Annotated in this window: 20 protein-coding genes and 1 other RNA gene; 9 read left to right on the forward strand and 12 right to left on the reverse strand. The window is 70.9% G+C overall.

The window, feature by feature from the left end; all coding sequences use genetic code 11:
- Positions 1-45: 45 nt before the first annotated feature.
- The 3 genes from V5F67_RS03785 to V5F67_RS03795 form a co-directional block, all read right to left on the reverse strand.
- Entirely contained in the window at positions 46-2,532 is a 2,487-nt protein-coding gene (locus V5F67_RS03785; protein ID WP_394021576.1) for an ATP-dependent helicase, read from the reverse strand.
- A gap of 71 nt (positions 2,533-2,603) precedes the next feature.
- Positions 2,604-2,837 (reverse strand): hypothetical protein, encoded by a 234-nt coding sequence (locus V5F67_RS03790; protein ID WP_394021575.1) that lies wholly within the window; start codon positions 2,835-2,837, stop codon positions 2,604-2,606.
- A gap of 73 nt (positions 2,838-2,910) precedes the next feature.
- A complete protein-coding gene (locus V5F67_RS03795) occupies positions 2,911-3,246 on the reverse strand; it encodes a cupin domain-containing protein (protein WP_394021574.1) in 336 nt (111 codons plus the stop codon).
- Positions 3,247-3,376: 130 nt separating this feature from the next.
- On the opposite strand from V5F67_RS03795, the gene V5F67_RS03800 reads away from it, so the two are divergent.
- Both V5F67_RS03800 and V5F67_RS03805 read left to right on the forward strand, forming a co-directional pair.
- Complete coding sequence (locus tag V5F67_RS03800) at positions 3,377-3,700, forward strand: ArsR/SmtB family transcription factor (protein ID WP_394021573.1); 324 nt, start codon at positions 3,377-3,379, stop codon at positions 3,698-3,700.
- On the forward strand, positions 3,697-4,293 hold the full coding sequence (locus V5F67_RS03805; RefSeq protein WP_394021572.1) for an SRPBCC family protein: 597 nt from the start codon (positions 3,697-3,699) through the stop codon (positions 4,291-4,293). The genes V5F67_RS03800 and V5F67_RS03805 overlap by 4 nt, the downstream gene beginning before the upstream one ends.
- Here the strand turns inward: V5F67_RS03805 and V5F67_RS03810 are convergent.
- Both V5F67_RS03810 and V5F67_RS03815 read right to left on the reverse strand, forming a co-directional pair.
- Complete coding sequence (locus V5F67_RS03810; RefSeq protein WP_394021571.1) at positions 4,269-5,660, reverse strand: MFS transporter; 1,392 nt, start codon at positions 5,658-5,660, stop codon at positions 4,269-4,271. The genes V5F67_RS03805 and V5F67_RS03810 overlap by 25 nt on opposite strands.
- Positions 5,661-6,869: 1,209 nt before the next feature.
- Complete coding sequence (locus V5F67_RS03815) at positions 6,870-8,207, reverse strand: dihydroorotase (protein ID WP_394021570.1); 1,338 nt, start codon at positions 8,205-8,207, stop codon at positions 6,870-6,872.
- A gap of 75 nt (positions 8,208-8,282) precedes the next feature.
- Between V5F67_RS03815 and ygfZ the strand changes: the two genes are divergently transcribed.
- Positions 8,283-9,119 carry a CAF17-like 4Fe-4S cluster assembly/insertion protein YgfZ gene (gene ygfZ / locus V5F67_RS03820; protein ID WP_394021569.1) on the forward strand — a complete coding sequence of 279 codons (837 nt, stop codon included), beginning with the start codon at positions 8,283-8,285 and terminating at the stop codon, positions 9,117-9,119.
- 70 nt (positions 9,120-9,189) lie between these two features.
- A complete protein-coding gene (locus V5F67_RS03825) occupies positions 9,190-9,762 on the forward strand; it encodes a DNA-3-methyladenine glycosylase I (protein WP_394021589.1) in 573 nt (190 codons plus the stop codon).
- Here V5F67_RS03825 and V5F67_RS03830 read toward each other — a convergent pair.
- Entirely contained in the window at positions 9,749-10,312 is a 564-nt protein-coding gene (locus V5F67_RS03830; RefSeq protein ID WP_394021568.1) for a nitroreductase family protein, read from the reverse strand. The two genes, V5F67_RS03825 and V5F67_RS03830, sit on opposite strands and share 14 nt — an antisense overlap.
- A gap of 274 nt (positions 10,313-10,586) precedes the next feature.
- Here V5F67_RS03830 and V5F67_RS03835 point away from each other — a divergent pair, with 274 nt between their 5' ends.
- Positions 10,587-11,549: an RgsD C-terminal domain-containing protein gene (locus V5F67_RS03835; protein WP_394021567.1), complete on the forward strand. Its 963-nt coding sequence runs from the start codon at positions 10,587-10,589 to the stop codon at positions 11,547-11,549.
- Between the two features lie 87 nt (positions 11,550-11,636).
- Complete coding sequence (locus V5F67_RS03840) at positions 11,637-11,975, forward strand: c-type cytochrome (RefSeq protein WP_394021566.1); 339 nt, start codon at positions 11,637-11,639, stop codon at positions 11,973-11,975.
- 1 nt (position 11,976) lies between these two features.
- Here V5F67_RS03840 and V5F67_RS03845 read toward each other — a convergent pair whose 3' ends face one another.
- The 6 genes from V5F67_RS03845 to ssrS all read right to left on the reverse strand — a co-directional run bounded on the left by V5F67_RS03845 (position 11,977) and on the right by ssrS (position 16,770).
- Positions 11,977-12,393: a type II toxin-antitoxin system VapC family toxin gene (locus V5F67_RS03845; RefSeq protein WP_394021565.1), complete on the reverse strand. Its 417-nt coding sequence runs from the start codon at positions 12,391-12,393 to the stop codon at positions 11,977-11,979.
- Between the two features lies 1 nt (position 12,394).
- The gene (locus V5F67_RS03850) at positions 12,395-12,817 is read right to left on the reverse strand and encodes a DUF7662 domain-containing protein (RefSeq protein ID WP_394021564.1); all 423 of its coding nucleotides are present in this window, start codon (positions 12,815-12,817) and stop codon (positions 12,395-12,397) included.
- Between the two features lie 116 nt (positions 12,818-12,933).
- Entirely contained in the window at positions 12,934-14,907 is a 1,974-nt protein-coding gene (gene thrS, locus V5F67_RS03855) for a threonine--tRNA ligase (RefSeq protein WP_394021563.1), read from the reverse strand.
- 221 nt (positions 14,908-15,128) lie between these two features.
- Positions 15,129-15,950, reverse strand: coding sequence for a TIGR00282 family metallophosphoesterase (locus tag V5F67_RS03860; protein ID WP_394021562.1), 822 nt, complete (start codon positions 15,948-15,950; stop codon positions 15,129-15,131).
- 4 nt (positions 15,951-15,954) lie between these two features.
- Positions 15,955-16,593, reverse strand: a complete 639-nt coding sequence (locus V5F67_RS03865; protein ID WP_394021561.1) for a 5-formyltetrahydrofolate cyclo-ligase — start codon at positions 16,591-16,593, stop codon at positions 15,955-15,957.
- A gap of 21 nt (positions 16,594-16,614) precedes the next feature.
- A non-coding RNA gene (gene ssrS, locus V5F67_RS03870) (6S RNA) lies at positions 16,615-16,770 on the reverse strand.
- Positions 16,771-16,889: 119 nt separating this feature from the next.
- Here ssrS and murJ point away from each other — a divergent pair.
- From murJ to V5F67_RS03885, 3 genes are all read left to right on the forward strand, one after another.
- On the forward strand, positions 16,890-18,428 hold the full coding sequence (gene murJ / locus V5F67_RS03875) for a murein biosynthesis integral membrane protein MurJ (RefSeq protein WP_394021560.1): 1,539 nt from the start codon (positions 16,890-16,892) through the stop codon (positions 18,426-18,428).
- A 162-nt stretch (positions 18,429-18,590) separates the two neighbouring features.
- Positions 18,591-19,769, forward strand: a complete 1,179-nt coding sequence (locus V5F67_RS03880; protein WP_394021559.1) for an efflux RND transporter periplasmic adaptor subunit — start codon at positions 18,591-18,593, stop codon at positions 19,767-19,769.
- Positions 19,770-19,779: 10 nt separating this feature from the next.
- Positions 19,780-22,977, forward strand: a complete 3,198-nt coding sequence (locus tag V5F67_RS03885; RefSeq protein ID WP_394021558.1) for an efflux RND transporter permease subunit — start codon at positions 19,780-19,782, stop codon at positions 22,975-22,977.
- Positions 22,978-23,033: the final 56 nt, after the last annotated feature.

The following is a 23,033-nucleotide window of genomic DNA, read 5'->3' on the forward strand; positions in this document are numbered from 1 at the left end:
GTACCGCAGAATTCCCGCAACGACAAACCTGCGTCGCCGATCTGATCACACCCGGTCGACGAAGGCTTCGAGCACCCGCTTCTCGCCGGCCTTGTCGAACTGGACGGTGAGCTTGTTGCCGTCGATGCCGGTGATCTCGCCATAGCCGAACTTGATGTGGAACACGCGCTCGCCGGTGCGGAAGCTCGACGGCGCGCCGGTGGAGGAGGCCACCAGCGTGCCCTCGATCACCATCGGCCCGCGCCGGCCCGCCGCCCCCGCGTCGTAGCGGCCGCCGGACCGCTCGGAGAAGCCGGAGCGGGACGGCCCGCCGCCATCCGAGCGCCCGCGATTGTTCTGCGCCCGCTGCCAGCCGGGCGTGGAATAGGAGGAGGCGGCGAACGGCTCCGCCCGGTCGAACCGGCTCTGGCCGTAGCTGCCGCCGCCATAGGAGGAGCCGCCCCAGCCCATGCCGCCGCGGCTCTCCTCCACTCGCACGTGGGCGTCGGGCAGCTCGTCGAGGAAGCGCGACGGCACGGTGGAATTCCACAAGCCGTGGATGCGCCGGTTGGAGGCGAACCAGATGCGCGCCGAGGCGCGGGCGCGGGTGATGCCCACGTAAGCGAGGCGCCGCTCCTCCTCCAGGCCCGCCTTGCCCTGCTCGTCGAGCGCGCGCTGGTGCGGGAACAGGCCCTCCTCCCAGCCGGGCAGGAACACGGTGTCGAACTCCAGCCCCTTGGCGGAATGCAGGGTCATGACCTGCACCGCATCCTCGCCGGCGCCGTTGTCGGTGTCCATGACCAGGGCGATGTGCTCCAGGAAGCCGGCGAGGTTCTCGAACGGCTCCATGGAGCGCACCAGCTCCTTGAGGTTTTCCAGCCGGCCCGCGGCCTCGGCCGAGCGGTCCTTCTGCCACATCTCGGTATAGCCGCTCTCGTCCAGCACGATCTCGGCGAGCTCGGTGTGGGAGAGGGTGCGCGCCTGCTCGCGCCAGCGGTCGAACGCCTCGATCAGGCCGCGCATGGTGGCGCGCACCTTGGGCTTGAGCTCCTCGCTCTGGGCGAGGGCGCGCGCCGCCTCCTGCAACGGCACGCCGGCGGCGCGGGCGACGTCGTGGATCTGCTTCACCGTGGCGTCGCCGATGCCGCGCTTCGGCACGTTGACGATGCGCTCGAAGGCGAGGTCGTCGGCGGCCGAGTTCACGCAGCGCAGATAGGCCAGCGCGTCGCGGATCTCCGCCCGCTCGTAGAAGCGCGGGCCGCCGATGACGCGGTAGTTGAGGCCGAGGGTGACGAAGCGGTCCTCGAACTCGCGCATCTGGAACGAGGCGCGCACCAGGATGGCGATCTCGGACAGCCTGTGGCCGGCGCGCTGGAGCGCCTCGATCTCCTCGCCGACCGCCCGCGCCTCCTCGCCCGAATCCCACGCGCCGGTGACGGTGACGCGCTCGCCCTCCTCGCCCTCCGAGAACAGGGTCTTGCCCAGCCGGCCCTCATTGTGGGCGATGAGGTGGGAGGCGGAGGCGAGGATATGCCCGGTGGAGCGGTAGTTGCGCTCCAGCCGGATCACCTTGGCGCCGGGGAAGTCGCTCTCGAACCTGAGGATGTTGTCCACCTCGGCGCCGCGCCAGCCATAGATGGACTGGTCGTCGTCGCCGACGCAGCACACGTTCTTCGAGCCCTGCGCCAGCAGGCGCAGCCACAGATACTGGGCGACGTTGGTGTCCTGGTATTCGTCCACCAGCAGGTACTTGAAGCGCCGGTGGTATTCGGCGAGCACGTCCGGGTTCTCGCGGAACAGCCGGATGCCCTCCAGCAGCAGGTCGCCGAAGTCGACCGCGTTCAGCGCCTTCAGCCGCGCCTGGTAGGCGGCATAGAGCATGCCGCCCTTGCCGTTGGCGAACACCGCGCCCTCGCCGGGCGGCACGTCCTTGGGCGAGAGGCCGCGGTTCTTCCAGCCGTCGATGGTCGAGGCGAGCAGGCGCGCCGGCCAGCGCTTCTCGTCGATGTTCTCGGCGGCGAGGAGCTGTTTCAGCAGGCGGATCTGGTCGTCGGTGTCGAGGATGGTGAAGCCGCTCTTCAGCCCCACCAGCTCGTGGTGGCGCCTCAGGATGCGCACGCCGATGGAGTGGAAGGTGCCGAGCCAGGGCATGCCCTCGACCTGGTCGCCCACCATGGCGTGGATGCGCTCCTTCATCTCCCGCGCCGCCTTGTTGGTGAAGGTGACGACGAGGATCTGGGAGGGGAAGGCGCGCCCGGTGGCGAGGATGTGGGCGACGCGGGCGGTGAGCACGCGCGTCTTGCCGGTGCCGGCGCCGGCGAGCACGAGAAGCGGGCCGTCGAGCGTCTCCACCGCCTCGCGCTGCTCGGGGTTGAGGCCGGCGAGATAGGCGGCCTCCGCCGCCGGGGCGATACCCGCGCGCGCGCGGGCGGCGATGCCGCCGGGGCGCAGTCCGGGAAGCTCGGGCGCGGCCTCGGGGCGGCGCGGATGGGGGGGCGATGTCAAGGGGTCAGGTCTCGGGCCACGTGATTCTGTTGCAGAACAAAATGGCATCGAGACGGCTCAATTGCGAGCGCGGCGACGGATTTCGCTGGCCGCCGCCAGGCGGCGGCGGATAAGGCTCGCTACTTCAGCGCCTCCATGGCGCCCTCCCGGCGCCAGGTGCGGGCGCGCAGCCGCGGCGCGAGCCACCACGACAGCGGCAGCGACGCGAGCGCCGTCACCGCCACCACCCAGGGCATCAGCGCCATGGCGTCGTCCGACAGGGGCGACAGGAGCAGGAGCAGCGTGCCGGCGAAGAACAGCACCGCCTGAATCATCATGAACAGCATGGCGGCGATCTGGAGACGGATCGACATGGCTCTTTCCCTTCCAAGGCAGGGTCCTGGGAAGGGCAACACGCCGCGCAGGCGGAAGGTTCCGGCGCGCGCGTCAGGCGGGCGAGGCCTGCTTCGGGAGGTGCACCACGTAGAACTTGCGCACCGGCGTCACGCTCCTCCAGGTGCCGGTGAAGCCCGCCGGGATCATGAAGGAGGCGCCAGCCTCGTAGGTCTCGGTATGACCGGAGGCGTCGGTCAGCTCCACCGTGCCCTCCAGGAGCACGCAGAACTCGTCCTCCTCGTAGCTCACCGCGATCTCTGTGGCCTGCGAGGCCCAGAACCCGCCCGAGAAGGCGCCGGTCCGGTCCTGGTACCATTCATGGACCGTGGTGGCGGCGGCGGGGTCCACCTTGGGCCTGGGGTCGAAGCGGATGGAACGGAGCGTCATGGCAGGTCCCTCCTGAACGGGGTGCGGCGCGCGGGGCGGCGGCCATCCTTCCTCCACGGCTCGGACGAGGGCAAGGCGGGGGATATATTTTTGTATTGACTTAATTAAGTGAATACGAAAATATTAGGCCATGGACAGCTTCGCAGCCCTTTCCGATCCCACCCGCCGCGCCATCGTCGAACGCCTCGCCCGGGGCGAGATGGCGGCGGGAGACATCGTCGCCGCGTTCTCGCTCAGCGCGCCGGCCATCTCCCAGCACCTCAAGACCCTGCGTCAGGCCGGGCTGGTGCGGGTTCGGGGCGAGGGGCAGCGGCGCATCTACAGCCTCGATCCCGACGGCCTCGACGGGATGGAGGCGTGGATCGCCAGCACGCGGCGCTTCTGGAGCACGCGCCTCGATGACCTCGCGGCCGCCTTGGACACCCCCGACGACGACACGGAGACGAGCCGATGACCGAGACCGCCTTCGCCCGCGCCCCCGCGGCCACCCCCGCCCAAGCGGCCGAAGCCGCCATGGGCGTCGTCACCGAGGCGGGCGCCGTCCGCTTCGAGCGGCGCCTGAAGGGCCCGTCGGCGCGGGTCTGGAGCCACCTCACCCAGTCGGAGCTGCGCGCCAAGTGGCTCGCCGCCGGCACCATGGAGCCGTTCGTGGGCGGGGCGGTCGCGCTCACCTTCGAGAACGACACCTTGGGCGACCCGCCGGTGCCGGCCACCGGACCGCACGCCTGCCATGGCGGCACGCAGCATCTGGAGGGACGCATCACCGCCTGGGAGCCGGAGCGCCGGCTCGGCTTCACCTTCGGGCTCGACAAGGAGGGCCGGCCGGCCTCCGAGGTGCTGATCGAGCTGATGCCCGACGGCGACCATGTGCGCCTGGTGCTCACCCACCGCCGCCTCGCCGACCGGGCCGCCATGCTCAGCGTCTCCGGCGGCTGGCACGCCCACCTGCATCTGCTCGCCGAGGTGCTGGAGGGGGTCCCGCGCTCCGCCTTCTGGAACGTGCTCGATCCCCTGGCCAAGGCCTACGACGCGCGCCTGCCCGGCTGAGGCGCGCCGCGCACCCCGGCGATCAGCACCGCGCCGAGGGTGAAGAAGACCACCAGCACCGCCACGCCGGCCCGCTGGCTGGCGGTGAGGGCGGTGACCACCGCCACCGAGGTGGGGGCGGCGAACGAGGTGATCTTTCCCGAGAGGGCGAACAGCCCGAAGCACTCGGAGAGGTTCTCCGCCGGCGCGAGCCGGACCAGCAGGGTGCGCGAGGCCGCCTGCAGCGGCCCCGCCACCAGGCCGATGAACAGGCCGATGCCCACATAGGCCTTCTCCGGCCAGGTGGCGAACAGGCCCTCGGCCGGCGCCGTGGGCACGAGGCCGAAGACCAGCGCGTCCTTCTCCAGCGACAGAATGCCGATGGCGGCGAGGATCAGCACGCAGAGCGCGCCGAGGATCACGGCGCGCGCGCCGAACCGGTCGTCGAGCCGCCCGCCGGCGAACGCGCCGAGCGTGCCGGTTATGGTGAGCAGGATGCCGAAGATGCCGATCTCGATCGAGCCCCAGCCGAAGGTGCCGGCCGCATAGATGCCGCCGAAGGCGAACAGCGCCACGAGGCCGTCGGCATAGACCATGTTGGCGAGGAGGAAGCGCGCCAGCGCGGGGCGCGCCTTCAGCTTCGGCAGCATGGCGCGCATCTCCGCCACCGCCGTCCGCATGGCCGCCTTGAGCGGCATGGCCTTCGGCGCGTCCGGCACGAATAGGAACATGGGCGCCACCAGCACCAGGAACCAGAGCGCCGTGAACGGCCCCGAGAAGCGGTCGCCCTCGCGCGCCGCCGCGTCGAGCCCGAGCGCCGGCGGCAGGCCGAGCAGGGTGAGGCCGGTGGCCGGCTGGGTGGAGAAGAAGGCCAGCATGATGGCGAGCGAGACCAGGCCGCCGAAATAGCCCGCGGCCCATCCGGTGCCCGAGAGTCGGCCGAGCCGCTCTGGCGGCACCAGCGTCGGCATGATGGAGTTGTTGAACACGGTGGCGAACTCGGCGCCGATGGTGCCGATGGCGAAAGCGATCAGGATCAGGGGGATGCGAGCCCCGTTGCCCGGCTCCGCGAACCACAAGAGCGACGACCCCAGCACCAGCATGGCGCCGAACGCCGCGATCCACGGCTTGCGCCGACCCGCCGCGTCCGCCACCGCGCCGAGGAAGGGCGAGCAGAGCGCGATCACCAGCCCCGCCGCGCCGGTGGCGAAGCCCCACAGCGCCTGTCCCTCAGCCGGCGTCGCCGCCACGGTGGAGGCGAAATAAGGGGCGAAGATGAAGGTGGTGATGAGGGTGAAATAGGGCTGGCAGGCGGGATCGAACAGGATCCAGCCCACCACGGCGCGGGCGGGGACCATGGGCTGCGGCGGCGGCGCGGGCTCGTGCATGGCGCGACAGTGCGCCGGGCGCCGCCAAAGGAAAAGCGCCCGCGGGCCCTGGCGACCGCCTTATCCCCTTTCCCCTGCGGTGCTTGACGGCCGGCCGCGCTTGCGCTTCCTCTCCGCTGGCGCGGCGACTGAGAACGCCTTCCCCGCCGTCGCCCTCCGGCTTGACCGGAGGGCCCATCCTGCGGCCGGGCGGAATGCGGGGAGGGGGCGTGGATGCTCCGGTCAAGCCGGAGCATGACGGCAGTGAGGGATCCGCAGGCAGGGGGTGCGATGCCGGCCCGCCGTTCCGCCGGCGCGGCGACTGAGAACGCCTCCCCCGCCGTCGCCCTCCGGCTTGACCGGAGGGCCCATCCTGCGGCCGGGCGCAAGCTGGGGAGGCGGCATGGATGCTCCGGTCAAGCCGGAGCATGACGGCAGGGAGGGATCAGCAGGCAGGGGGTGCGATGCCGGCCCGCCGGCGCGGCGGCTGAGAACGCCTCCCCCGCCGTCGCCCTCCGGCTCGACCGGAGGGCCCATCCTGCGACCGGGCGCAAGCTGGGGAGGGGGCGTGGATGCTCCGGTCAAGCCGGAGCATGACGGCAGTGAGGGGGCCGCAGGCAGGGGGTGCGATGCCGGCCCGCCGGCGCGGGGCGGCTGAGAGCGCCTCCCCCGCCGTCGCCCTCCGGCTTGACCGGAGGGCCCATCCTGCGGCCGGGCGCAAGCTGGGGAGGCGGCATGGATGCTCCGGTCAAGCCGGAGCATGACGGCAGTGAGGGATCAGCAGGCAGGGGGTGCGATGCCGGCCCGCCGGCGCGGCGACTGAGAGCGCCTTCCCCGCCGTCGCCCTCCGGCTTGACCGGAGGGCCCACGCCGCTCTTCCTTTGGTCGGCGGTGGAGCGGATGCTCCGGTCGAGCAACTGTGTTCATGTTGCCGGCAGCGGCGTTGCGGGAGATGATGACCATCTTCCGCATCACGGAGGAGATGGCCTTCTGGCCGGCAAACCCCTCATCCCCACCCTCTCCCTCCGGGAGAGGGAGCTCCCTCGCGCATGGGGCGAACCCTCTCCCCGGCGGGGAGAGGGCAGGGTGAGGGGGCAGAAACGCCGGGGGGTTGCGCGCTATCCTGGGGCCATCGCGCACCGGCGCCCCCCGGCCAAGCCGGAGCATGACGGCGGAGCGGGAACGGAGCGCGGAGCTGCGCCGCTGCGCGCGACTGGATGGCTAGCGCGCTCAGCGGCCCGCCAGCGTCTCCAGGAAGCGGATCGGCGCGCCGGTGGAGGGGGCGGCGAGCTCCCCCTCCCACATCACCCGCGCGCCGCGCACGAAGGTGCCCACCGGCCAGCCCGTGACCTCGACGCCGTCATAGGGCGTCCACTGGGCGCGCGAGGCGATCCAGCCATTGGTGATGGTGGCGCGCTTCTTCAGGTCCACCACCGTGAAATCGGCGTCGTAGCCGACCGCGATCCGGCCCTTGCAGGCGATGTTGAACAGCCGCGCCGGCCCGGCGCTGGACAGATCCACGAACCGCTCCAGCGTCAGGCGGCCCGCCGCCACGTGGTCGAGCATCAGCGGCACCAGGGTCTGCACGCCGGTCATGCCCGAGGGGCTGTCGGGATAGGGCTTGGCCTTCTCCTCCAGCGTGTGGGGCGCATGGTCGGAGCCGAGCACGTCGACGACACCATTGGCGATGCCGGCCCACAGGCCCTCGCGGTGGCGCGCCCCCCGCACCGGCGGGTTCATCTGCGCCAGCGTGCCGAGGCGCGCGTAGCAGTCGGGCGCCGCCATGGTGAGGTGGTGCGGCGTCACCTCCACCGAGGCCACGTCCTTGGCGTCGGCCAGGAATTCCATCTCCTCCGCCGAGGTCACGTGCAGCACGTGCACCCGCGCCCCGGTCTCGCGGGCGAGGTTCACGAGGCGCCTGGTGGCGGTGAGCGCCGCCACCTCGTCGCGCCACACCGGATGCGAGGAGGCGTCCCCGGGCACGCGCAGGGCCTTGCGCTCCAGGAGGCGCGGCTCGTCCTCGCAGTGGAAGGCGGCGCGGCGGCGGATCACCTTCAGGATCGCCTTCACGCCCGGATCGTCCGCCACCAGCAGCGAGCCGGTGGAGGAGCCGATGAACACCTTGATGCCGGCGGCGCCCGGCAGGCGCTCCAGCTCCGGCAGGTCGGTCACGTTGTCGTGGGTGCCGCCCACGTAGAAGGCGAAGTCGCAGTGCATGCGCGCCGTGGCGCGCTCCACCTTGTCCGCGAGCGCCTCGGCCGAGGTGGTCTGGGGGATGGTGTTGGGCATCTCGAACACGCCCGTCACCCCGCCCATGACGGCGGCGCGCGAGCCCGTCTCCAGGTCCTCCTTGTGGTCGAGCCCCGGCTCGCGGAAATGCACCTGGGTGTCGATCACGCCCGGCAGCACGTGGAGCCCGCGCGCGTCCACCACCCGGCCGGCGTCGGCGCGCGAGAGGTCGCCGATGGCGCGGATGCGCCCGCCGGAGACGCCGATGTCGGCCGGCCCGATGCCGGCCGGCGTCGCCGCGGTGCCGCCCTTGATGAGGAGGTCGAAGGTCTGGGCCATGGCGCGGGTCTCGCTCTTGAGGGCAGGGCGCAGCGGGCTTTATGATGAGTTTTTATTTCTGACAAGGACGGTCCCATGCCCGTCGTTCATTTGACTGATCGTGCGCTCATTCGTGTCCATGGCCCCGATGCGCGCCATTTCCTGCACAATATCCTCACCTGCAACGTCGCCGATCTGCCGGCCGGCGGCTCGCGCTACGGCGCGCTCCTGTTCCCGCAGGGCAAGATCATCGCCGACTTCCTGCTCTATGACGAAGGCGGCGACAGCTTCCTGCTCGACGCCCCGAGGAGCCAGCTCGCCGATCTCCTGAAGCGGCTCGGCTTCTACAAGCTGCGCGCCCAGGTGACGTGCGAGGAGGCGGCGGACCTCGCCGTCGCGGCGGTGTTCGGCGACGGCGGCGCGCCGGCGGGCCGGCTCTTTGCCGACCCCCGGCTCGACGCGCTCGGCAGCCGGCTGGTGCTGCCGGCGGCGGATGCCGCCGCGCTCTCCGGCGACGCCACCGCCTATGAGGCGCACCGCATCGCGCTGGGCATCCCGAAGGGCGGCCCGGACTTCGCCTATGGCGACGCCTTTCCGCACGAGGCCGACATGGACCAGCTCGGCGGCGTCGACTTCAAGAAGGGCTGCTATGTGGGCCAGGAGGTGGTGGCGCGCATGCAGCACCGGGGCACCGCCCGCACCCGCGCGGTGCAGGCGCTGCTCGATGCCGCGCTGGAGCCGGGCAGCGAGATCATGGCCGGCGAGAAGAGCGTCGGCCGCGTCGGCTCGGCGGCGGACGGCACCGCCATCGCCTTGGTGCGGCTCGACCGCGCCGCCGACGCCAAGGCCGCCGGCATCCCGCTGGTGGCCGGCGGCCACGAGGTGAAGCTGCGGCGGCCACAATGGGCCACCTTCGCCATGGAGGCCGAGTGAGCGCGGCAGAAGGATCGCAGACCCCGTGACCAAGCCCACCGAGGACGCCCCGCTCCATGCGGACGGCCGGATGCGCTGCCGCTGGTGCGGCACCGACCCGCTCTATGTCGCCTACCATGACACCGAATGGGGCGTGCCGGAGCGCGACAGCCGGGCCCTGTTCGAGAAGCTGGTGCTGGACGGCTTCCAGGCCGGGCTCGCCTGGATCACCATCCTGCGCAAGCGGGAGAACTTCCGCCGCGCCTTCGACGGCTTCGAGCCGGAGATCATCGCCCGCTATGGCCCCGCGAAGATCGCGGCGCTGATGGCAGACGCGGGCATCGTGCGCAACCGCGCCAAGGTGGAGGGCACGGTGCTTTCGGCGCGGGCGTATCTGGACCTGCGCGAGAAGGGCGTCGCCTTCTCGGACTTCATGTGGGAGGCGGTGGGCGGCGAGACCCGCTTCAACCGCCCGCGCCGCATGGCCGACATTCCGGCCGAGACCGAGCAGTCCCGCGCCCTCTCCAAGCGGCTGAAGGCGGCGGGCTTCAAGTTCTGCGGCCCCACCATCGTCTACGCCGCCATGCAGGCCTGCGGCCTCGTGGACGACCACGTGGAGGGCTGCTGCCGCGCCGGGGCGAGGCGCCCGGTCAAAAACGCGTGACGATGTCCGAGAGCGCCGGACGCGGGCGGTCCTCCAGCGCCGCATCGACGCTGCCCAGATAGACGAAGCCGGTGATGCGCTCGTGCCCCTCGAGGCCGAGGGCGGCGCGGGCGTCGGCGTCGGTGGCCGGCCATTCGCTGATCCAGGTGGCGCCGTAGCCGAGCGCGGCGGCGGCGAGCAGCATGTTCTGGCAGCAGGCGGCGGACGACATCACCTGCTCCCATTCCGGAATCTTCACGTGCGGGGCGGCGCGCGAGACCACCGCCACCACCAGGGGGGCGCGCAGGAAGCGGCCGCGCTCCTCCTCGATCCGCTTCGGCTCCGCCTCCGGGTTGCGGGCGGCGAACACGGCCGCGATCGCCGCGCCGGCCCGCGCGCGGCCCTCGCCCTCCAGGACGATGAAGCGCCACGGCGCGAGCTTGCCGTGGTCCGGCACCCGCGCGGCGATGGTGAGGATGGTGTCGAGGTCCGGCGCCGACGGGCCCGGGGCCTTCAGGTCGATGACGCGGGAGGAGCGGCGGGTGCGCAGCAATTCAAGGGCATCGGGCATCGGCAAAGCCTTCTGTGGCAACGCAATGGAAGAAAGCCCGCGGCGGCGGGCGCCGCCATATAGGCGCGGCGGCGCAGGATGCCAAGCGCCATGGCGCAGGGTGTAAAGCGCTGCGCGATGCCGGGCGCCGGAGCCGGTCCCACGGGCCGGACTTGAATCCGCCCGGAATTTTGTGCACCTCAATGCCATGGATGCTTCTTGCCCCGCTTTCGCTTTCGCACCCGGCCTGCGCCGCAGCGCGCGCCGGGTCGGGCGCCGCGCCTTGGCGGGAGCGATGGCGGCCGGACTGATGCTTGCCGCCGCGGTCGCGCCCGCGGCCGGGCAGAGCCTGCAGTTCCTCGGCACCCCGCCTTCCGCCGTTCCCCAGGCCGGGCCGTTCGCGCCGCCTCCGTCCGGGCCGCCGCGCGCCATCGTTCCCGGCCAGGGCGGCGCCGGCGCGCGCGAGCCCCATGCGGTGCTGCCACCCTCGCCTCCCGGCAAGGCGGCGCTGGGCGTGTTCGCCCGCTTCTCGCCCGAAGGGCCGACCGTTCCCCGCAGCGTCATCTGGCGCGTGTTCGCGGACCGGCCGGAAGCCTCCGGCGCCTTCCCGCTGGTGGCGGAGAGCACGGACGCGGCGCCGGTCTTCTTCCTGACCCCCGGCGGCTACATCGTCCACGCCAGCTACGGGCTGGCGAACACGGCGCAGCGCGTGGTGGTCGGGCCGGTGTCGCGGCGCGAGGGCTTCCTGCTGCCGGCCGGCGGCCTGCGCCTGGAGGCGGACGTGGAGAACAAGGCGATCGCGCCGCAGAAGGTCACCTTCGACATCTTCGAGGGCTCGTTCCTGCAGGGGCGCACCTCGACCCAGCCTTATTATCGCAGCGCCGGCGCCGGCGAGGTGGTGCTGCTGCCGGAAGGCACCTACCACGTGGTGTCCACCTATGGCGACGCCAACGCGGTGGTGCGCGCCGACGTCTCGGTCCAGCCCGGCAAGCTCACCGACGCGACCATGCACCATCGCGCCGCGCAGGTGATGCTGAAGCTGGTGAAGGCGCAGGGCGGCGAGGCCCAGGCCGACACGCAGTGGACCGTCATCACGCCCGGCGGCGACACCATCAAGGAATCCATCGGCGCCTTCCCGGTGTTCGTGCTTACCGAGGGCGACTATGTCGCCATCGCCCGCAACGGCGGCAAGAACTTCAGCCGCGAGTTCAAGGTCGACGCCGGCCACGACCAGGAGGTCGAGGTCCTGGTGAAGTGAGAGCGGCTTTCCGGCGCCAGGCTCGGGATCAATGAGACGCCGGCCACGCCGTGCTCTACTTGATTCGTTTCTGCGTGGGAGCCGCCCGTGCCGCACCTCGGCAAGTTCTCGTCCGCCATCTGCCTCGCCGCCGCCGCGCTCGCCGCATCGGCGGCCCTCGCCGCGCCGGTGCACCGGCCCGACGCCACGGCCGGGCGCGCCCTGGCGGAGCGCTGGTGCGTGGGCTGCCACGTGGTGGGGCCCGGCCAGCAACGCGCCGCGAGCGATGCCCCCACCTTCGCCGCCCTTGCCGCACGCGACGGCGACATCGCCGCCGCCTGGCTCGCCTTCCGGCTCCTGAAGCCGCACCCGCAGATGCCGCAACTGGCCCTGAGCCGCGACGAGGCGGCCGACCTCGCGGCCTATTTCGCGAGCCTGAGGAAGTAGGTCAGCAGGCGATCGCCTGGAGGTGTCCGCGCGCGGCGAAGGCGAGGATCTGCCGATCGCGCGTCATCAGCTGGTAGCCGTGGTGACGCGCGGCGGCGATCATGATCCGGTCCACCGGGTCGCGCGGTGGCTCGTCCGGCAGGAAGGACGCGTCGATCAGGAGGTCCGGCGGCATCGGCGCGAGAGCGATGCCCGGCAGCCCGGTGAGGGCGCGGAACCAGCCGGCCGGCGACTGCGCCAGCGCGATCCTTCGGGAGGCCACCAGCTGTCCGATCTCCCAGGCCGTCATGGGGCAGACGTGGATCGGCTGCCCGGCTTCGCGGGCGTCCGCGAGCCGCTCCAGCGCCTCGGGGGCGATGCGGTCGCCGTTGGCGATCCAGATGGCGGCGCAGGTGTCGAGCAGGATGGGGGCGGCCATCTCAGCGCTCGGGCCGCCAGTCGGCGGCGGTGGGGGCGGTGAGGTCGGTGCCGTCCGGGACGGTGACGGTGCCCTTGAGCGCCCCGTAGAGCGCCTTCAGCAGGCTGGCGCGGTCGGCCGCGGGCGCGACGTTCATGCCTTGCTCCGCCGCGGCGCGGCTGAAGACCAGCCGGCCGGCCTCCATGTCCACCTGCTCGGATTTGTACCCGGCCGCCAACCAGGCCCAGGTAATAACACTGTTGCTCGGGTTGTTGCTCCACCACGCGCGGTGACGGCGGGCGCTGGTCGGGAGCTTGTGGCCGACGAGCGCCTCGATTTCCTCGAACGTCATGGGGATGCTGGCTTGGCCGATCTTGCGAAGGTGCGCGGTGAGCGGCGCATAGCGGGAGTCGGTCGGGGCCTTGAGGGCAGTTGCAGACGTCATCGGAACCTCCCTTTTCGGATGACGGGAGGTTATGAAAACAAACACTGTTTGTAAACAGTGTTTGTTTTGCTTCTGGAGAAGGCAGGCAGGACCGAGGTCCCGCCTGCCTTCGAGCCTCACGCCGCCTTCGCGGCCAGCGCCTTGCGCTTCAGGTCCGGCGGCACCGCCTCCTCGGTGAGGGCCGCGATGACCTCGTCCAGAGACCCGGAGGTCTGGGCGCTGGAGCCGAGGCGGCGCATGGAGAGGCTGCGCTCGGCCGCCTCCTTCTTGCCCGCCACCAGCAGCACCGGCACCTTGGCCAGCGAGTGCTCGCGCACCTTGAGGTTGATCTTCTCGTTGCGCAGGTCGAGCTCGGCCCGGAGCCCCGCCGCCTTCAGCGCGCGCACCACCTCGGCGGCATAGTCGTCGGCGTCCGAGGTGATGGTCGCCACCACCACCTGCGTCGGCGCCAGCCAGAGCGGGAAGTGGCCGGCGAAGTGCTCGATGAGGATGCCGGTGAAGCGCTCCATGGAGCCGCAGATGGCGCGGTGGATCATCACCGGCGTCTTCTTCGAGCCGTCCGCATCCACGTAGAAGGCGCCGAACCGCTCCGGCAGGTTGAAGTCCACCTGGGTGGTGCCGCACTGCCATTCGCGGCCGATGGCGTCCCTCAGCGTGTATTCGAACTTCGGCCCGTAGAACGCGCCCTCGCCCGGCAGGATGCCGGTCTTGATGCGGCTGGAGGAGGCGGCGATCTGGTCGAGCACGCCGCTCATGACGGTCTCGGCATGATCCCACACCGCATCGGTGCCGACGCGTTTCTCCGGCCGGGTGGAGAGCTTGACCACGATCTCGTCGAAGCCGAAATCGGCATAGGTGGAGAGGATCAAATCGTTGATCTTCAGGCATTCCGCCGCCATCTGCTCCTCGGTGCAGAAGACGTGGGCGTCGTCCTGGGTGAAGCCGCGCACGCGCATCAGCCCGTGCAGCGCGCCCGAGGGCTCGTAGCGGTGCACCAGGCCGAACTCGGCGAGGCGCATGGGCAAGTCGCGGTAGCTCTTCAGCCCGTGCTTGAAGATCTGCACGTGGCCCGGGCAGTTCATGGGCTTGAGCGCGAAGACGCGCTCGTCCTTGGTCTCGTCGCCCGCCGACTGGACCTTGAACATGTTCTCCTTGTACCAGCCCCAATGGCCGGAGGTCTCCCACAGCGAGGCGTCGAGCACCTGGGGGGCGTTGACCTCGTCATAGTCGGCCTTCAGGCGCCGGCGCATGTAGGCCACCAGCTCCTGGAACAGGGTCCAGCCCTTGGGGTGCCAGAAGACGGTGCCCGGCCCCTCCTCCTGGAAGTGGAACAGGTCCATCTCCCGGCCGAGCCGGCGATGGTCGCGCTTCTCCGCCTCCTCCAGGCGGTGGAGGTAGTCGCCGAGCTCCTTCTCGTCGTGCCAGGCGGTGCCGTAGATGCGGGTCAGCATCGGGTTGTTGCTGTCGCCGCGCCAATAGGCGCCGGCCACCTTCATGAGCTTGAAGGCGGTGCCGATCTTGCCGGTGGAGGGCATGTGCGGGCCGCGGCAGAGGTCGAACCACTCGCCCTGCTTGTAGATCTTCACGTCCTGGTCCGCCGGGATGGCGTCCACCAGCTCCACCTTGTAGGCCTCGCCCTTGGCGGCGAACACGCGCTTGGCCTCGTCCCGGCTCCACACCTCCTTGGTGAAGGGCCGGTCGCGGGCGATGATCTCGCGCATCTTCGCCTCGATCGCCGGCAGGTCCTCCGAGGTGAAGGGGGCGTTGCGGGCGAAGTCGTAATAGAAGCCGTTCTCGATCACCGGGCCGATGGTGACCTGGGTGCCCGGCCACAGCTCCTGCACCGCCTCGGCCATCACGTGCGAGCAGTCGTGGCGGATCAGCTCAAGCGCGCGCGGGTCGTCGCGGGTGACGATCTCGATATGGGCGTCACGGGTGATCGGCTCGGCAAGGTCCGCCATCGCGCCGTCGAGGGTGACGGCGACGGCCTTCTTGGCGAGCGACTTGGAGATCTGGGCGGCGACGTCGGCGCCGGAGGTCCCGACCGGATATTCGCGCTTGGCGCCGTCGGGGAAGGTCAGCGAGATCATGTGCGCTCCTTTGGCCCACTCCTGCGCACCACGCAGGTAGGCATCACTCAACTTGGCGGGGTTCTTTTAGGGAGCCCGCGCGCGGGCGTCCAGTGAGGGGCCTTGCTCCACCGTCATGCTCCGGCCTCGTCAAGAGCAGGGCGCCATGGGCCCTCCGGTCGAGCCGGAGGACGACGGGGTGCATCCGGCCACCTTGCGGTGCAAGCCGACCGGCGCGTGCTCTAGCCCCAGAAGTCCGGCAATGCTGGCGCCAGCGCGCCGCCGATGCGGACCGGGGCGATCCTCACGGCGAGGCCGGTGGCGTCGTCGGTCTCCACCGCGACGCCCGAGAGCGTGCCGGCGCCGCCCGCCGGCTCGAAGCGCGCCGAGGGCAGCTTGCGGATGAAGCGGCGGATCGGCTCCTCCTTGTCCATGCCGATCACCCCCTCATAGCTGCCGCACATGCCCACGTCGGTCATGAAGGCGGTGCCGCCGGCAAGGATGCGGTGGTCGGCGGTGGGCACATGGGTGTGGGTGCCCACCACCAGCGAGGCGCGGCCGTCGCAATAATGGCCGAAGGCCTGCTTCTCGCTGGTGGTCTCGGCGTGGAAGTCGATCAGCACCGCGTCGGCGACGCGCCCGAGCTCCGCGCCCTCCAGCGCCCGGTCGACCGCCGCGAAGGGGTCGTCCAGCGGGTCCATGAAGGTGCGGCCCATGAGGTTCAGCACCAGCACGTTGGCGCCGTTCTTCGCCTCCACCAGCGCGGCGCCGCGGCCCGGCGTGCCGGCGGGATAATTGGCCGGGCGCAGCAGGTGCGGCGCGCGCTCGATGAAGACGAGGGCCTCGCGCTGGTCGAAGGAGTGGTTGCCGAGCGTGACCGCGTCCGCCCCCGCCGCCCGCAGGTCGTCGTAGATGGCCTCGGTGATGCCGAAGCCGCCGGCCGCGTTCTCCCCGTTCACGGCGACGAAATCGAGGGCCCAGTCGGCGACGAGGCCGGGCAGGAGGCTGGTGACCACGTCGCGGCCGGGACGGCCGACCACGTCGCCAAGGAAGAGCATGCGCATCGCGTCAGGGTCCGGGGCAAGGGCGGGAGAAGGGGCGGGGGCGGGGAAGGGCGCCGCGTTCCGTTATCATCATGTCGAGGGGTTCGTCATGGGCCTCGGCGGGCACCTGCGGCACTTCCTGGCAGGCGAAGGCGTAGCCGAGGGCGGTGACGGCACCCGCCGCGCGCAGGCGCGCCAGCGTGCGGTCGTAGAAGCCGGCGCCGTAGCCGATGCGGCCGCCGAGCCGGTCGAAGGCGGCGAGCGGCACCACCACGAGGTCCGGCGTCACCTCGGGGGCGGTCCCGACCGGTGTCGGGATGCCGTAGGCGCCCTGGGGAAGGAGCGGGTCCTCCACCTGCCAGAGGCGGAACAGCAGCGGCTGGTCTCTGCCCAGGATCACCGGCAAGGCCAGGCGCGCCCCATCGGCGCGCAGCGCGGCGGCGAGGGGGAAGGTGTCGATCTCGTCCCGGAACGGCGCGAACAAAGCGATGGTGCGCCCGGCGCGCGGGCCGGCGCCGATGGCGGCGCGCGCATGGACGGCAGCGGCGGCGGAGGCGAGGCGCCGCCCCTCCTCCCCCATGGCCGCGCGGCGCGCCAGCGCGTCCGCGCGCAGGCGCCGCTTCTCGGCGGCGAAATCGGCGGGGGCGGAGAGGGAAGGGGCCATGTCGAAGGGAAAGGAATAGAGTGCGGAGCCGCGAAAGCCGTCGGAGTGCGATCCCGGGAAACCTACAAAGTAGGTGGGCGCCGTATGTCCACGCCCAGAGGCGAGGTCAGGGACAGCTCCCTTCAGGATCGATAAGGCCCCGGGGATATTGTCTCCTGACGTACCCCACAGCCCCGCTCCTCCAATGTAGGAGCGAAGCGCCGAAAGCGCCAGCCCCTCCTTGCGGCACGCCCCGTCTGGCCGCGCGCGTGCGGACAGGCTAGAACCGGGCCACCTTTAGGGCGCCGAAGCGATTCATGTTCCGCAACATCCTCTCCGTGGGCGGCTTCACCCTGCTCTCGCGCCTCGCCGGCTTCATCCGCGACGTGGTGATGGCCGCCGTGCTCGGCGCCGGGCCGGTGGCGGACGCCTTCTTCGTCGCCTTCCGCCTGCCGAACCATTTCCGCGCCATCTTCGCCGAGGGCGCGTTCAACGCCGCCTTCGTGCCCACCTATGCGCGCCTGAGGGAGCAGGATGGCATCCAGCGCGCGCGCCACTTCGCCGACGAGATCCTCACGGCGATGATGATCGTGCATGCCGTGCTGCTGGCGCTGGTGCTCGCCTTCACGCCGCAGTTCGTCGCGCTCCTGGCGCCCGGCCTGTCGGACGATCCCGAGCGCTACGGCCTCGCGGTCGCGCTGACGCGCATCACCTTCCCGTATCTCGCCTTGATCTCGGTGGCGACGCTCGCCTCCGGCGCGCTCAACGCCTCCGGCCGCTTCGCCGTGCCGGCGGCGGCGCCGATCCTGCTCAACGTGTGCATGGTGGGCACGCTCTCGGCGGCGGCTCTGTTCCCCACCGCCGGCCATGCGGCGGCGTGGGGCGTGCTGATCTCCGGCGTCGCCCAATTGCTCGCCGTGGGCACGGACGCCCAGCGCTCCGGCATCGGCCTGAGGTTCTCGCGGCCGACGCTCGATCCCGGCACGCGCCAGTTCCTCAAGGCGCTCGGGCCGGCCATCATCGGCTCGGCGGGGATCCAGATCGCGCTGTTCGCCGATACCATCATCGCCACCTTCCTGCCCGCCGGCGCGCTCTCGGCGCTCTATTACGCCGACCGCATCAACCAGCTGCCCATCGGCGTGGTCGGCATCGCGGTGGGCACCGTGCTGCTGCCGGAGATGGCGCGCCGGCTCGCGGCGAAGGACGACATCGGCGCCGCCCGCGCCCAGGCGCGCTCGGTGGAGCTCGCGGCGCTGCTCGCCATCCCCTTCGTCGCCGCGGCGCTCGCGGTGCCCGATTTGACCATGCGCGCCCTGTTCGCCCGCGGCGCCTTCACCGCGGCCGACGCGGCGGAGGCCGCGGCGACGCTCCAGGCCTATGGAACCGGCCTGCTCTCCTTCGTGGTGGTGCGCGCCTTCATCGCCCCGTTCCATGCCCGCGGCGACACCCGCACCCCCATGATCGCCTCGCTGACCGCGGTGGCCATCAATGTCGCCCTCAAGTTCGCGCTCATGGGCGCGCTCGCCCAGGTGGGCCTCGCGCTCGCCACCGCCATCGGCGGATGGATCAATCTCGGCCTCCTGATCCTGTTCGCGCTCCGTCAGGGCCTGCCGGTGGGCGACGAGAAGCTCGGCGGCCACCTCGGCCGGCTCGCGGTCGTGCTGGTCGTCGTCGCCGCCGCGCTGCTCGGCGCGCAGCATGCCGCCGGCCGCCTGGTGCCGGCGGGGGCCTGGGCACGCGAAGAAGTGATCCTCGGCCTCGTCGTGGTCGCGGGCGGCCTTTTCTATGCCGTTGCCGTAGCGTCACTTTTGGGTCGTGGCTTCATCGCCGGCGTGATTGGCCGGCGGGCGCTGTAGCGCGGCTTCGGTCATAAAAAAATCGTCCGGAGCGTTTTGCAATGCAGCGCACTGTGCTATGCGATCAGCCGCCTTTCGGTCTTGGCCCTTCGGTTGCGGGACGTGCCGGACCCTTGCTCACGACATTTGGAGGACGCGCCGCGTCCACCCGGAGCCGGACCGATGATGTATGTTGCCCGCAGTGTACCCGCCATTCTTGCCTGTGCACTCGCGCTTTCGGCGTGCGGCCAGCAGGCCCCGCAGCAGTCCGGGCCGCCGCCCGCGCCGCAGGTGAGCGTGGCGAGCCCCGCCACCCGCACGGTGAGCGACCAGGACGAATATGTGGGCCGCTTCGTCGCCATCGACGAGGTGAACCTGCGCGCCCGGGTCTCCGGCTACCTCGACAAGATCCATTTCACCGACGGCCAGATGGTGAAGGAGGGCGACCTGCTCTTCACCATCGACCAGCGCCCGTTCAAGATCGCCCTCGACCAGGCCAAGGCGAACCTCGCCCAGACCAAGGCGGTGCTCGACTTCACCAAGTCCGACCTGGAGCGCGCCCGCACCCTGCTCGAGGACAAGAACTCGAACGCCATCTCCAAGCAGGCGTTCGAGCAGCGCACCCAGGCCGAGCGGACCGCCGCGGCCAACGTCCAGTCGCAGGAGGCGGCGGTGCGCTCCGCCGAGCTCGACCTCGGCTTCACGGAGATCCGCGCGCCGGTCTCCGGCCGGATCGGCGACCGGCGGGTGTCGGTGGGCAACTACGTCACCGGCGGCACCGGCGCCTCGCCGACCCTGCTCGCGGTGATCGTCTCCACCGATCCGATCCGGTTCGAGTTCTCCATCGATGAGGCTTCGCTCCTGCGCTACACGCGCCGCATGGGCGCCGACATCAAGGGCGCGCCGGTAGCGCTCAAGCTCATCGACGACAAGGGCTTCGTCCATAAGGGCGAGCTCGACTTCCTCAACAACGTGGTGGACCGGGAGACCGGCACCATCCGCGGCCGCGCCGTGTTCGCCAACAAGGACGGCCTGTTCCGCCCCGGCATGTTCGCCCGCCTGCAGCTCGACGCCGGCGCGCCCTACCAGGCGCTGGTGGTGCCGGAGACCGCCATCGGCTCGGAGCAGGTGAAGAAGTTCGTGTTCGTGGTCGGCCCCGAGAACAAGGTGGAGCAGCGCTTCGTCACCCTCGGCCCGCTGGTGGGCGAGGAGCGGGTGATCAGCCAGGGCCTCGCCCCCGCCGACAAGGTGGTGGTGAACGGGCTCATGCGCGTGCGCCCCGGCGTCACGGTCGCGCCCCAGGAGGTCAAGGCCGCCGACGCGAGCGCCCCCGGCGCCGCCGCGCCCGCCAAGGCGCAGTGAGGGGGCGGACATGAGGCTCTCCCACTTCTTCATCGACCGGCCGATCTTCGCCTGCGTGCTCTCCACCATGCTGGTGATCCTCGGCGCGGTGTCCTATTCGCGCCTGCCGGTGGCGCAGTATCCCGACATCGCCCCGCCCGTGATCACGGTCACGGGCCAGTATCCCGGCGCCTCGGCCGAGACGGTGGCCGACACCGTGGTCGCGCCCATCGAGCAGCAGATCAACGGCGTGGAGCGCATGCTCTACATCTCGTCCAACTCCACGGCGGACGGGCGCTTCTCGATCTCGGTCACGTTCGACATCGGCACCGATCTCGACATCGCCCAGGTGCAGGTGCAGAACCGCGTCGCCATCGCCCAGCCGCGCCTGCCGACCGAGGTGCAGCAGGTGGGCGTCGTCACCGCCAAGTCCTCGCCGGACCTTTTGCTGGTGGTCAGCCTCTATTCTCCGGACGGCTCGCGCGACCCCCTGTTCATCTCCAACTTCGCCAACGCCCAGGTGAAGGACGTGCTCTCGCGCATCGACGGCGTGGGCTCCATCACCGTGTTCGGCTCGCGCGAATATGCCATGACGATCTGGCTCGATCCGGACCGCATGAGCCAGCTCAACCTCACGTCCACCGACGTGATCACGGGCCTGCGGGCACAGAATGTGCAGGTGGCCTCGGGCGTGCTCAACGCGCCGCCGGTGCCGCAGCAGAGGCCGTTCCAGATCGCCGTGCGCACGCTGGGGCGCCTCGCCGATCCGGCCGACTTCGCCAACATCGTCATCAAGCAGACCGACCAGGCGCTGGTGCGGCTGAAGGACGTGGGCCGGGTGGAGATCTCGGCCCAGGACTACGCCTCGACCTCGTTCCTCGACAAGGACATCTCGATCCAGCTCGGCGTGTTCCAGCGCCCCGGCTCCAACGCCCTCGCCACCGGCAACGCGGTGGTGGCGGCGATGAAGGAGATCGAGAAGACGTTCCCGGTCGGCCTCCAGTACGCGATCTACTACAATCCGACCGAGTTCATCCAGCAGTCGGTGACGGCGGTGATCCACACCATCGGCGAGGCGATCCTGCTGGTGGTGCTGGTGGTGGTGCTGTTTCTCCAGACCTGGCGGGCGGCGATCATCCCGATCCTGGCGATCCCGATCTCGCTGGTGGGCACCTTCTTCATCATGAGCCTGTTCGGCTTCTCGCTGAACAACCTGTCGCTGTTCGGCCTGGTGCTGGCGGTTGGCATCGTCGTCGACGACGCCATCGTCGTGGTGGAGAACGTGGAGCGCAACATCGAGGCGGGCCTCTCGCCGCGCGATGCCGCCTACAAGACCATGGACGAGGTGGGCGGGGCGCTGATCGCCATCTCGCTGGTGCTGTCCTCGGTGTTCATCCCCACCGCCTTCATCACCGGCCTGTCGGGCGAGTTCTACCGCCAGTTCGCGCTCACCATCGCCGGCTCGACGCTGATCTCGCTGTTCGTCTCGCTGACCCTGTCGCCGGCCATGTGCGCGGTGCTGCTGCGCCCGCACCGGGCCGCCCACGAGGCGCCGGCCTGGTACGCGCGGCCGTTCGTCGCCTTCTTCCGCATCTTCAACCGCGGCTTCGAGGCGATGGGCAACGGCTATGCCTTCCTCACCTCCCGGCTGGTGCGGATCGTGGCGGTGATGCTGGTGCTCTATGCCGGCATCGTCGCCTTCGGCGGCTACCTGTTCGTGACCACGCCGCAGGGCTTCATCCCGCAGCAGGACCGCGGCTATCTCATCATCGCCGCCCAACTGCCGCCCGGCGCCGCCATGCAGCGCACCGAGGAGGTGATGAAGCGCGCCGGCGACCTCGCGCTCGGCACGCCCGGCGTGGGGCACATCGTCAACATCGCCGGCTTCTCGGGCGCGACCTTCACCAACGCCCCCAATGCCGGCGCCATGTTCGTGATCCTGGAGCCGTTCTCCGAGCGCGGCAGCGATCCGGCCCGCACCGCCACGGCGGTGCAGAAGGCGCTGTTCGCAAAGATGGCGGCGATCCAGGAAGCGCAGATGATCGTGGTGCAGCCGCCGCCGGTGCAGGGCATCGGCAACGCCGGCGGCTTCCGCATGATGATCGAGGACCGCGGCGGCGTCGGCCTCCAGGAGCTGCGCGGCGCGGTCTACGCCATGATGGGCGCGGCGGCGCAGACGCCGGGCCTGCAGCAGGTCTATTCGCTGTTCGAGACCTCGACGCCGCAGCTGTTCCTCGACATCGACCGCCAGAAGGCGCAGCTGCTGCGCATCAACGTGGCGGACGTGTTCGCGGCGCTCCAGACCTATATCGGCTCGACCTACGTCAACGACTTCAACCTGTTCGGCCGCACCTTCCGGGTGCAGGCGCAGGCGGACGCCCCGTTCCGCCTCGATCCGAAGGACGTGCTCTCCATCCGCGTGCGCTCGGCCAGCGGCGAGACGGTGCCGCTCGGCTCGTTCGCCACCGTGCGCGACATCTCCGGCCCCTACCGGGTGCCGCGCTACAACCTCTACCCCGCCGCCGAGCTCGACGGCTCGCCCGCGCCCGGCTACTCCCAGGGCCAGGCGATGCAGATCATGCAGGGCCTCGCCGCCAAGGTGCTGCCGCAGGGCTTCGCCTATGAGTGGACCACGCTCGCCTTCCAGCAGGAGCGGGCGGGCAACACCGCCGTCTTCGCCTTCGCGCTGGGCGTGGTGTTCGTGTTCCTGGTGCTGGCGGCCCAGTATGAGAGCCTGACGCTGCCGCTGGCGGTGATCCTGATCGTGCCCATGTGCCTCGTCGCGGCGCTCGGCGGCGTGATCCTCAGGGGGCAGGACAACAACATCCTGACCCAGGTGGGCTTCATCGTGCTGATCGGCCTCGCAGCCAAGAACGCGATCCTGATCGTCGAGTTCGCCAAGCAGCTGGAGGACCAGGGCCACGGCCGGCGCGAGGCGGCGGTGGAGGCGGCGCGGCTGCGCCTGCGCCCCATCATCATGACCTCGCTCGCCTTCATCCTCGGCGTGGTGCCGCTGGTGTGGGCGATCGGCGCCGGCGCCGAGCTCCGCCAGGCGCTGGGCACGGCGGTGTTCTCCGGCATGATCGGCGTGACCATCTTCGGCCTGATCTTCACGCCCGCCTTCTACGTCTTCGCCCGCTGGCTCGCCGCCCTCGGCGCGCGCAAGCCGAAGGACGGCGGCGAGGCGGAGAAGCCCGGCGACACCGGCCACCCCGCCCCGGCGGAATAGGCCGGCGGCAGGACGCGGCGGACGCGGACAGAACGAGCGCGACGGCGGCAGGCCAA

Source organism: Xanthobacter pseudotagetidis (assembly GCF_043194795.2).
Taxonomy (GTDB): Bacteria; Pseudomonadota; Alphaproteobacteria; order Rhizobiales; family Xanthobacteraceae; genus Xanthobacter; species Xanthobacter tagetidis_A.

Excerpts from the sequence above, each read along its gene's own strand:
- V5F67_RS03785 (WP_394021576.1), bottom strand. The coding sequence starts at position 2,532 with ATGCCATTTTGTTCTGCAACAGAATCACGTGGCCCGAGACCTGACCCC.
- V5F67_RS03790 (WP_394021575.1), bottom strand. The coding sequence starts at position 2,837 with ATGTCGATCCGTCTCCAGATCGCCGCCATGCTGTTCATGATGATTCAG.
- V5F67_RS03795 (WP_394021574.1), bottom strand. The coding sequence starts at position 3,246 with ATGACGCTCCGTTCCATCCGCTTCGACCCCAGGCCCAAGGTGGACCCC.
- V5F67_RS03800 (WP_394021573.1), top strand. The coding sequence starts at position 3,377 with ATGGACAGCTTCGCAGCCCTTTCCGATCCCACCCGCCGCGCCATCGTC.
- V5F67_RS03805 (WP_394021572.1), top strand. The coding sequence starts at position 3,697 with ATGACCGAGACCGCCTTCGCCCGCGCCCCCGCGGCCACCCCCGCCCAA.
- V5F67_RS03810 (WP_394021571.1), bottom strand. The coding sequence starts at position 5,660 with ATGCACGAGCCCGCGCCGCCGCCGCAGCCCATGGTCCCCGCCCGCGCC.
- V5F67_RS03815 (WP_394021570.1), bottom strand. The coding sequence starts at position 8,207 with ATGGCCCAGACCTTCGACCTCCTCATCAAGGGCGGCACCGCGGCGACG.
- ygfZ (WP_394021569.1), top strand. The coding sequence starts at position 8,283 with ATGCCCGTCGTTCATTTGACTGATCGTGCGCTCATTCGTGTCCATGGC.
- V5F67_RS03825 (WP_394021589.1), top strand. The coding sequence starts at position 9,190 with ATGCGCTGCCGCTGGTGCGGCACCGACCCGCTCTATGTCGCCTACCAT.
- V5F67_RS03830 (WP_394021568.1), bottom strand. The coding sequence starts at position 10,312 with ATGCCCGATGCCCTTGAATTGCTGCGCACCCGCCGCTCCTCCCGCGTC.
- V5F67_RS03835 (WP_394021567.1), top strand. The coding sequence starts at position 10,587 with ATGGCGGCCGGACTGATGCTTGCCGCCGCGGTCGCGCCCGCGGCCGGG.
- V5F67_RS03845 (WP_394021565.1), bottom strand. The coding sequence starts at position 12,393 with ATGGCCGCCCCCATCCTGCTCGACACCTGCGCCGCCATCTGGATCGCC.
- V5F67_RS03850 (WP_394021564.1), bottom strand. The coding sequence starts at position 12,817 with ATGACGTCTGCAACTGCCCTCAAGGCCCCGACCGACTCCCGCTATGCG.
- thrS (WP_394021563.1), bottom strand. The coding sequence starts at position 14,907 with ATGATCTCGCTGACCTTCCCCGACGGCGCCAAGCGCGAATATCCGGTC.
- V5F67_RS03860 (WP_394021562.1), bottom strand. The coding sequence starts at position 15,950 with ATGCGCATGCTCTTCCTTGGCGACGTGGTCGGCCGTCCCGGCCGCGAC.
- V5F67_RS03865 (WP_394021561.1), bottom strand. The coding sequence starts at position 16,593 with ATGGCCCCTTCCCTCTCCGCCCCCGCCGATTTCGCCGCCGAGAAGCGG.
- murJ (WP_394021560.1), top strand. The coding sequence starts at position 16,890 with ATGTTCCGCAACATCCTCTCCGTGGGCGGCTTCACCCTGCTCTCGCGC.
- V5F67_RS03880 (WP_394021559.1), top strand. The coding sequence starts at position 18,591 with ATGATGTATGTTGCCCGCAGTGTACCCGCCATTCTTGCCTGTGCACTC.
- V5F67_RS03885 (WP_394021558.1), top strand. The coding sequence starts at position 19,780 with ATGAGGCTCTCCCACTTCTTCATCGACCGGCCGATCTTCGCCTGCGTG.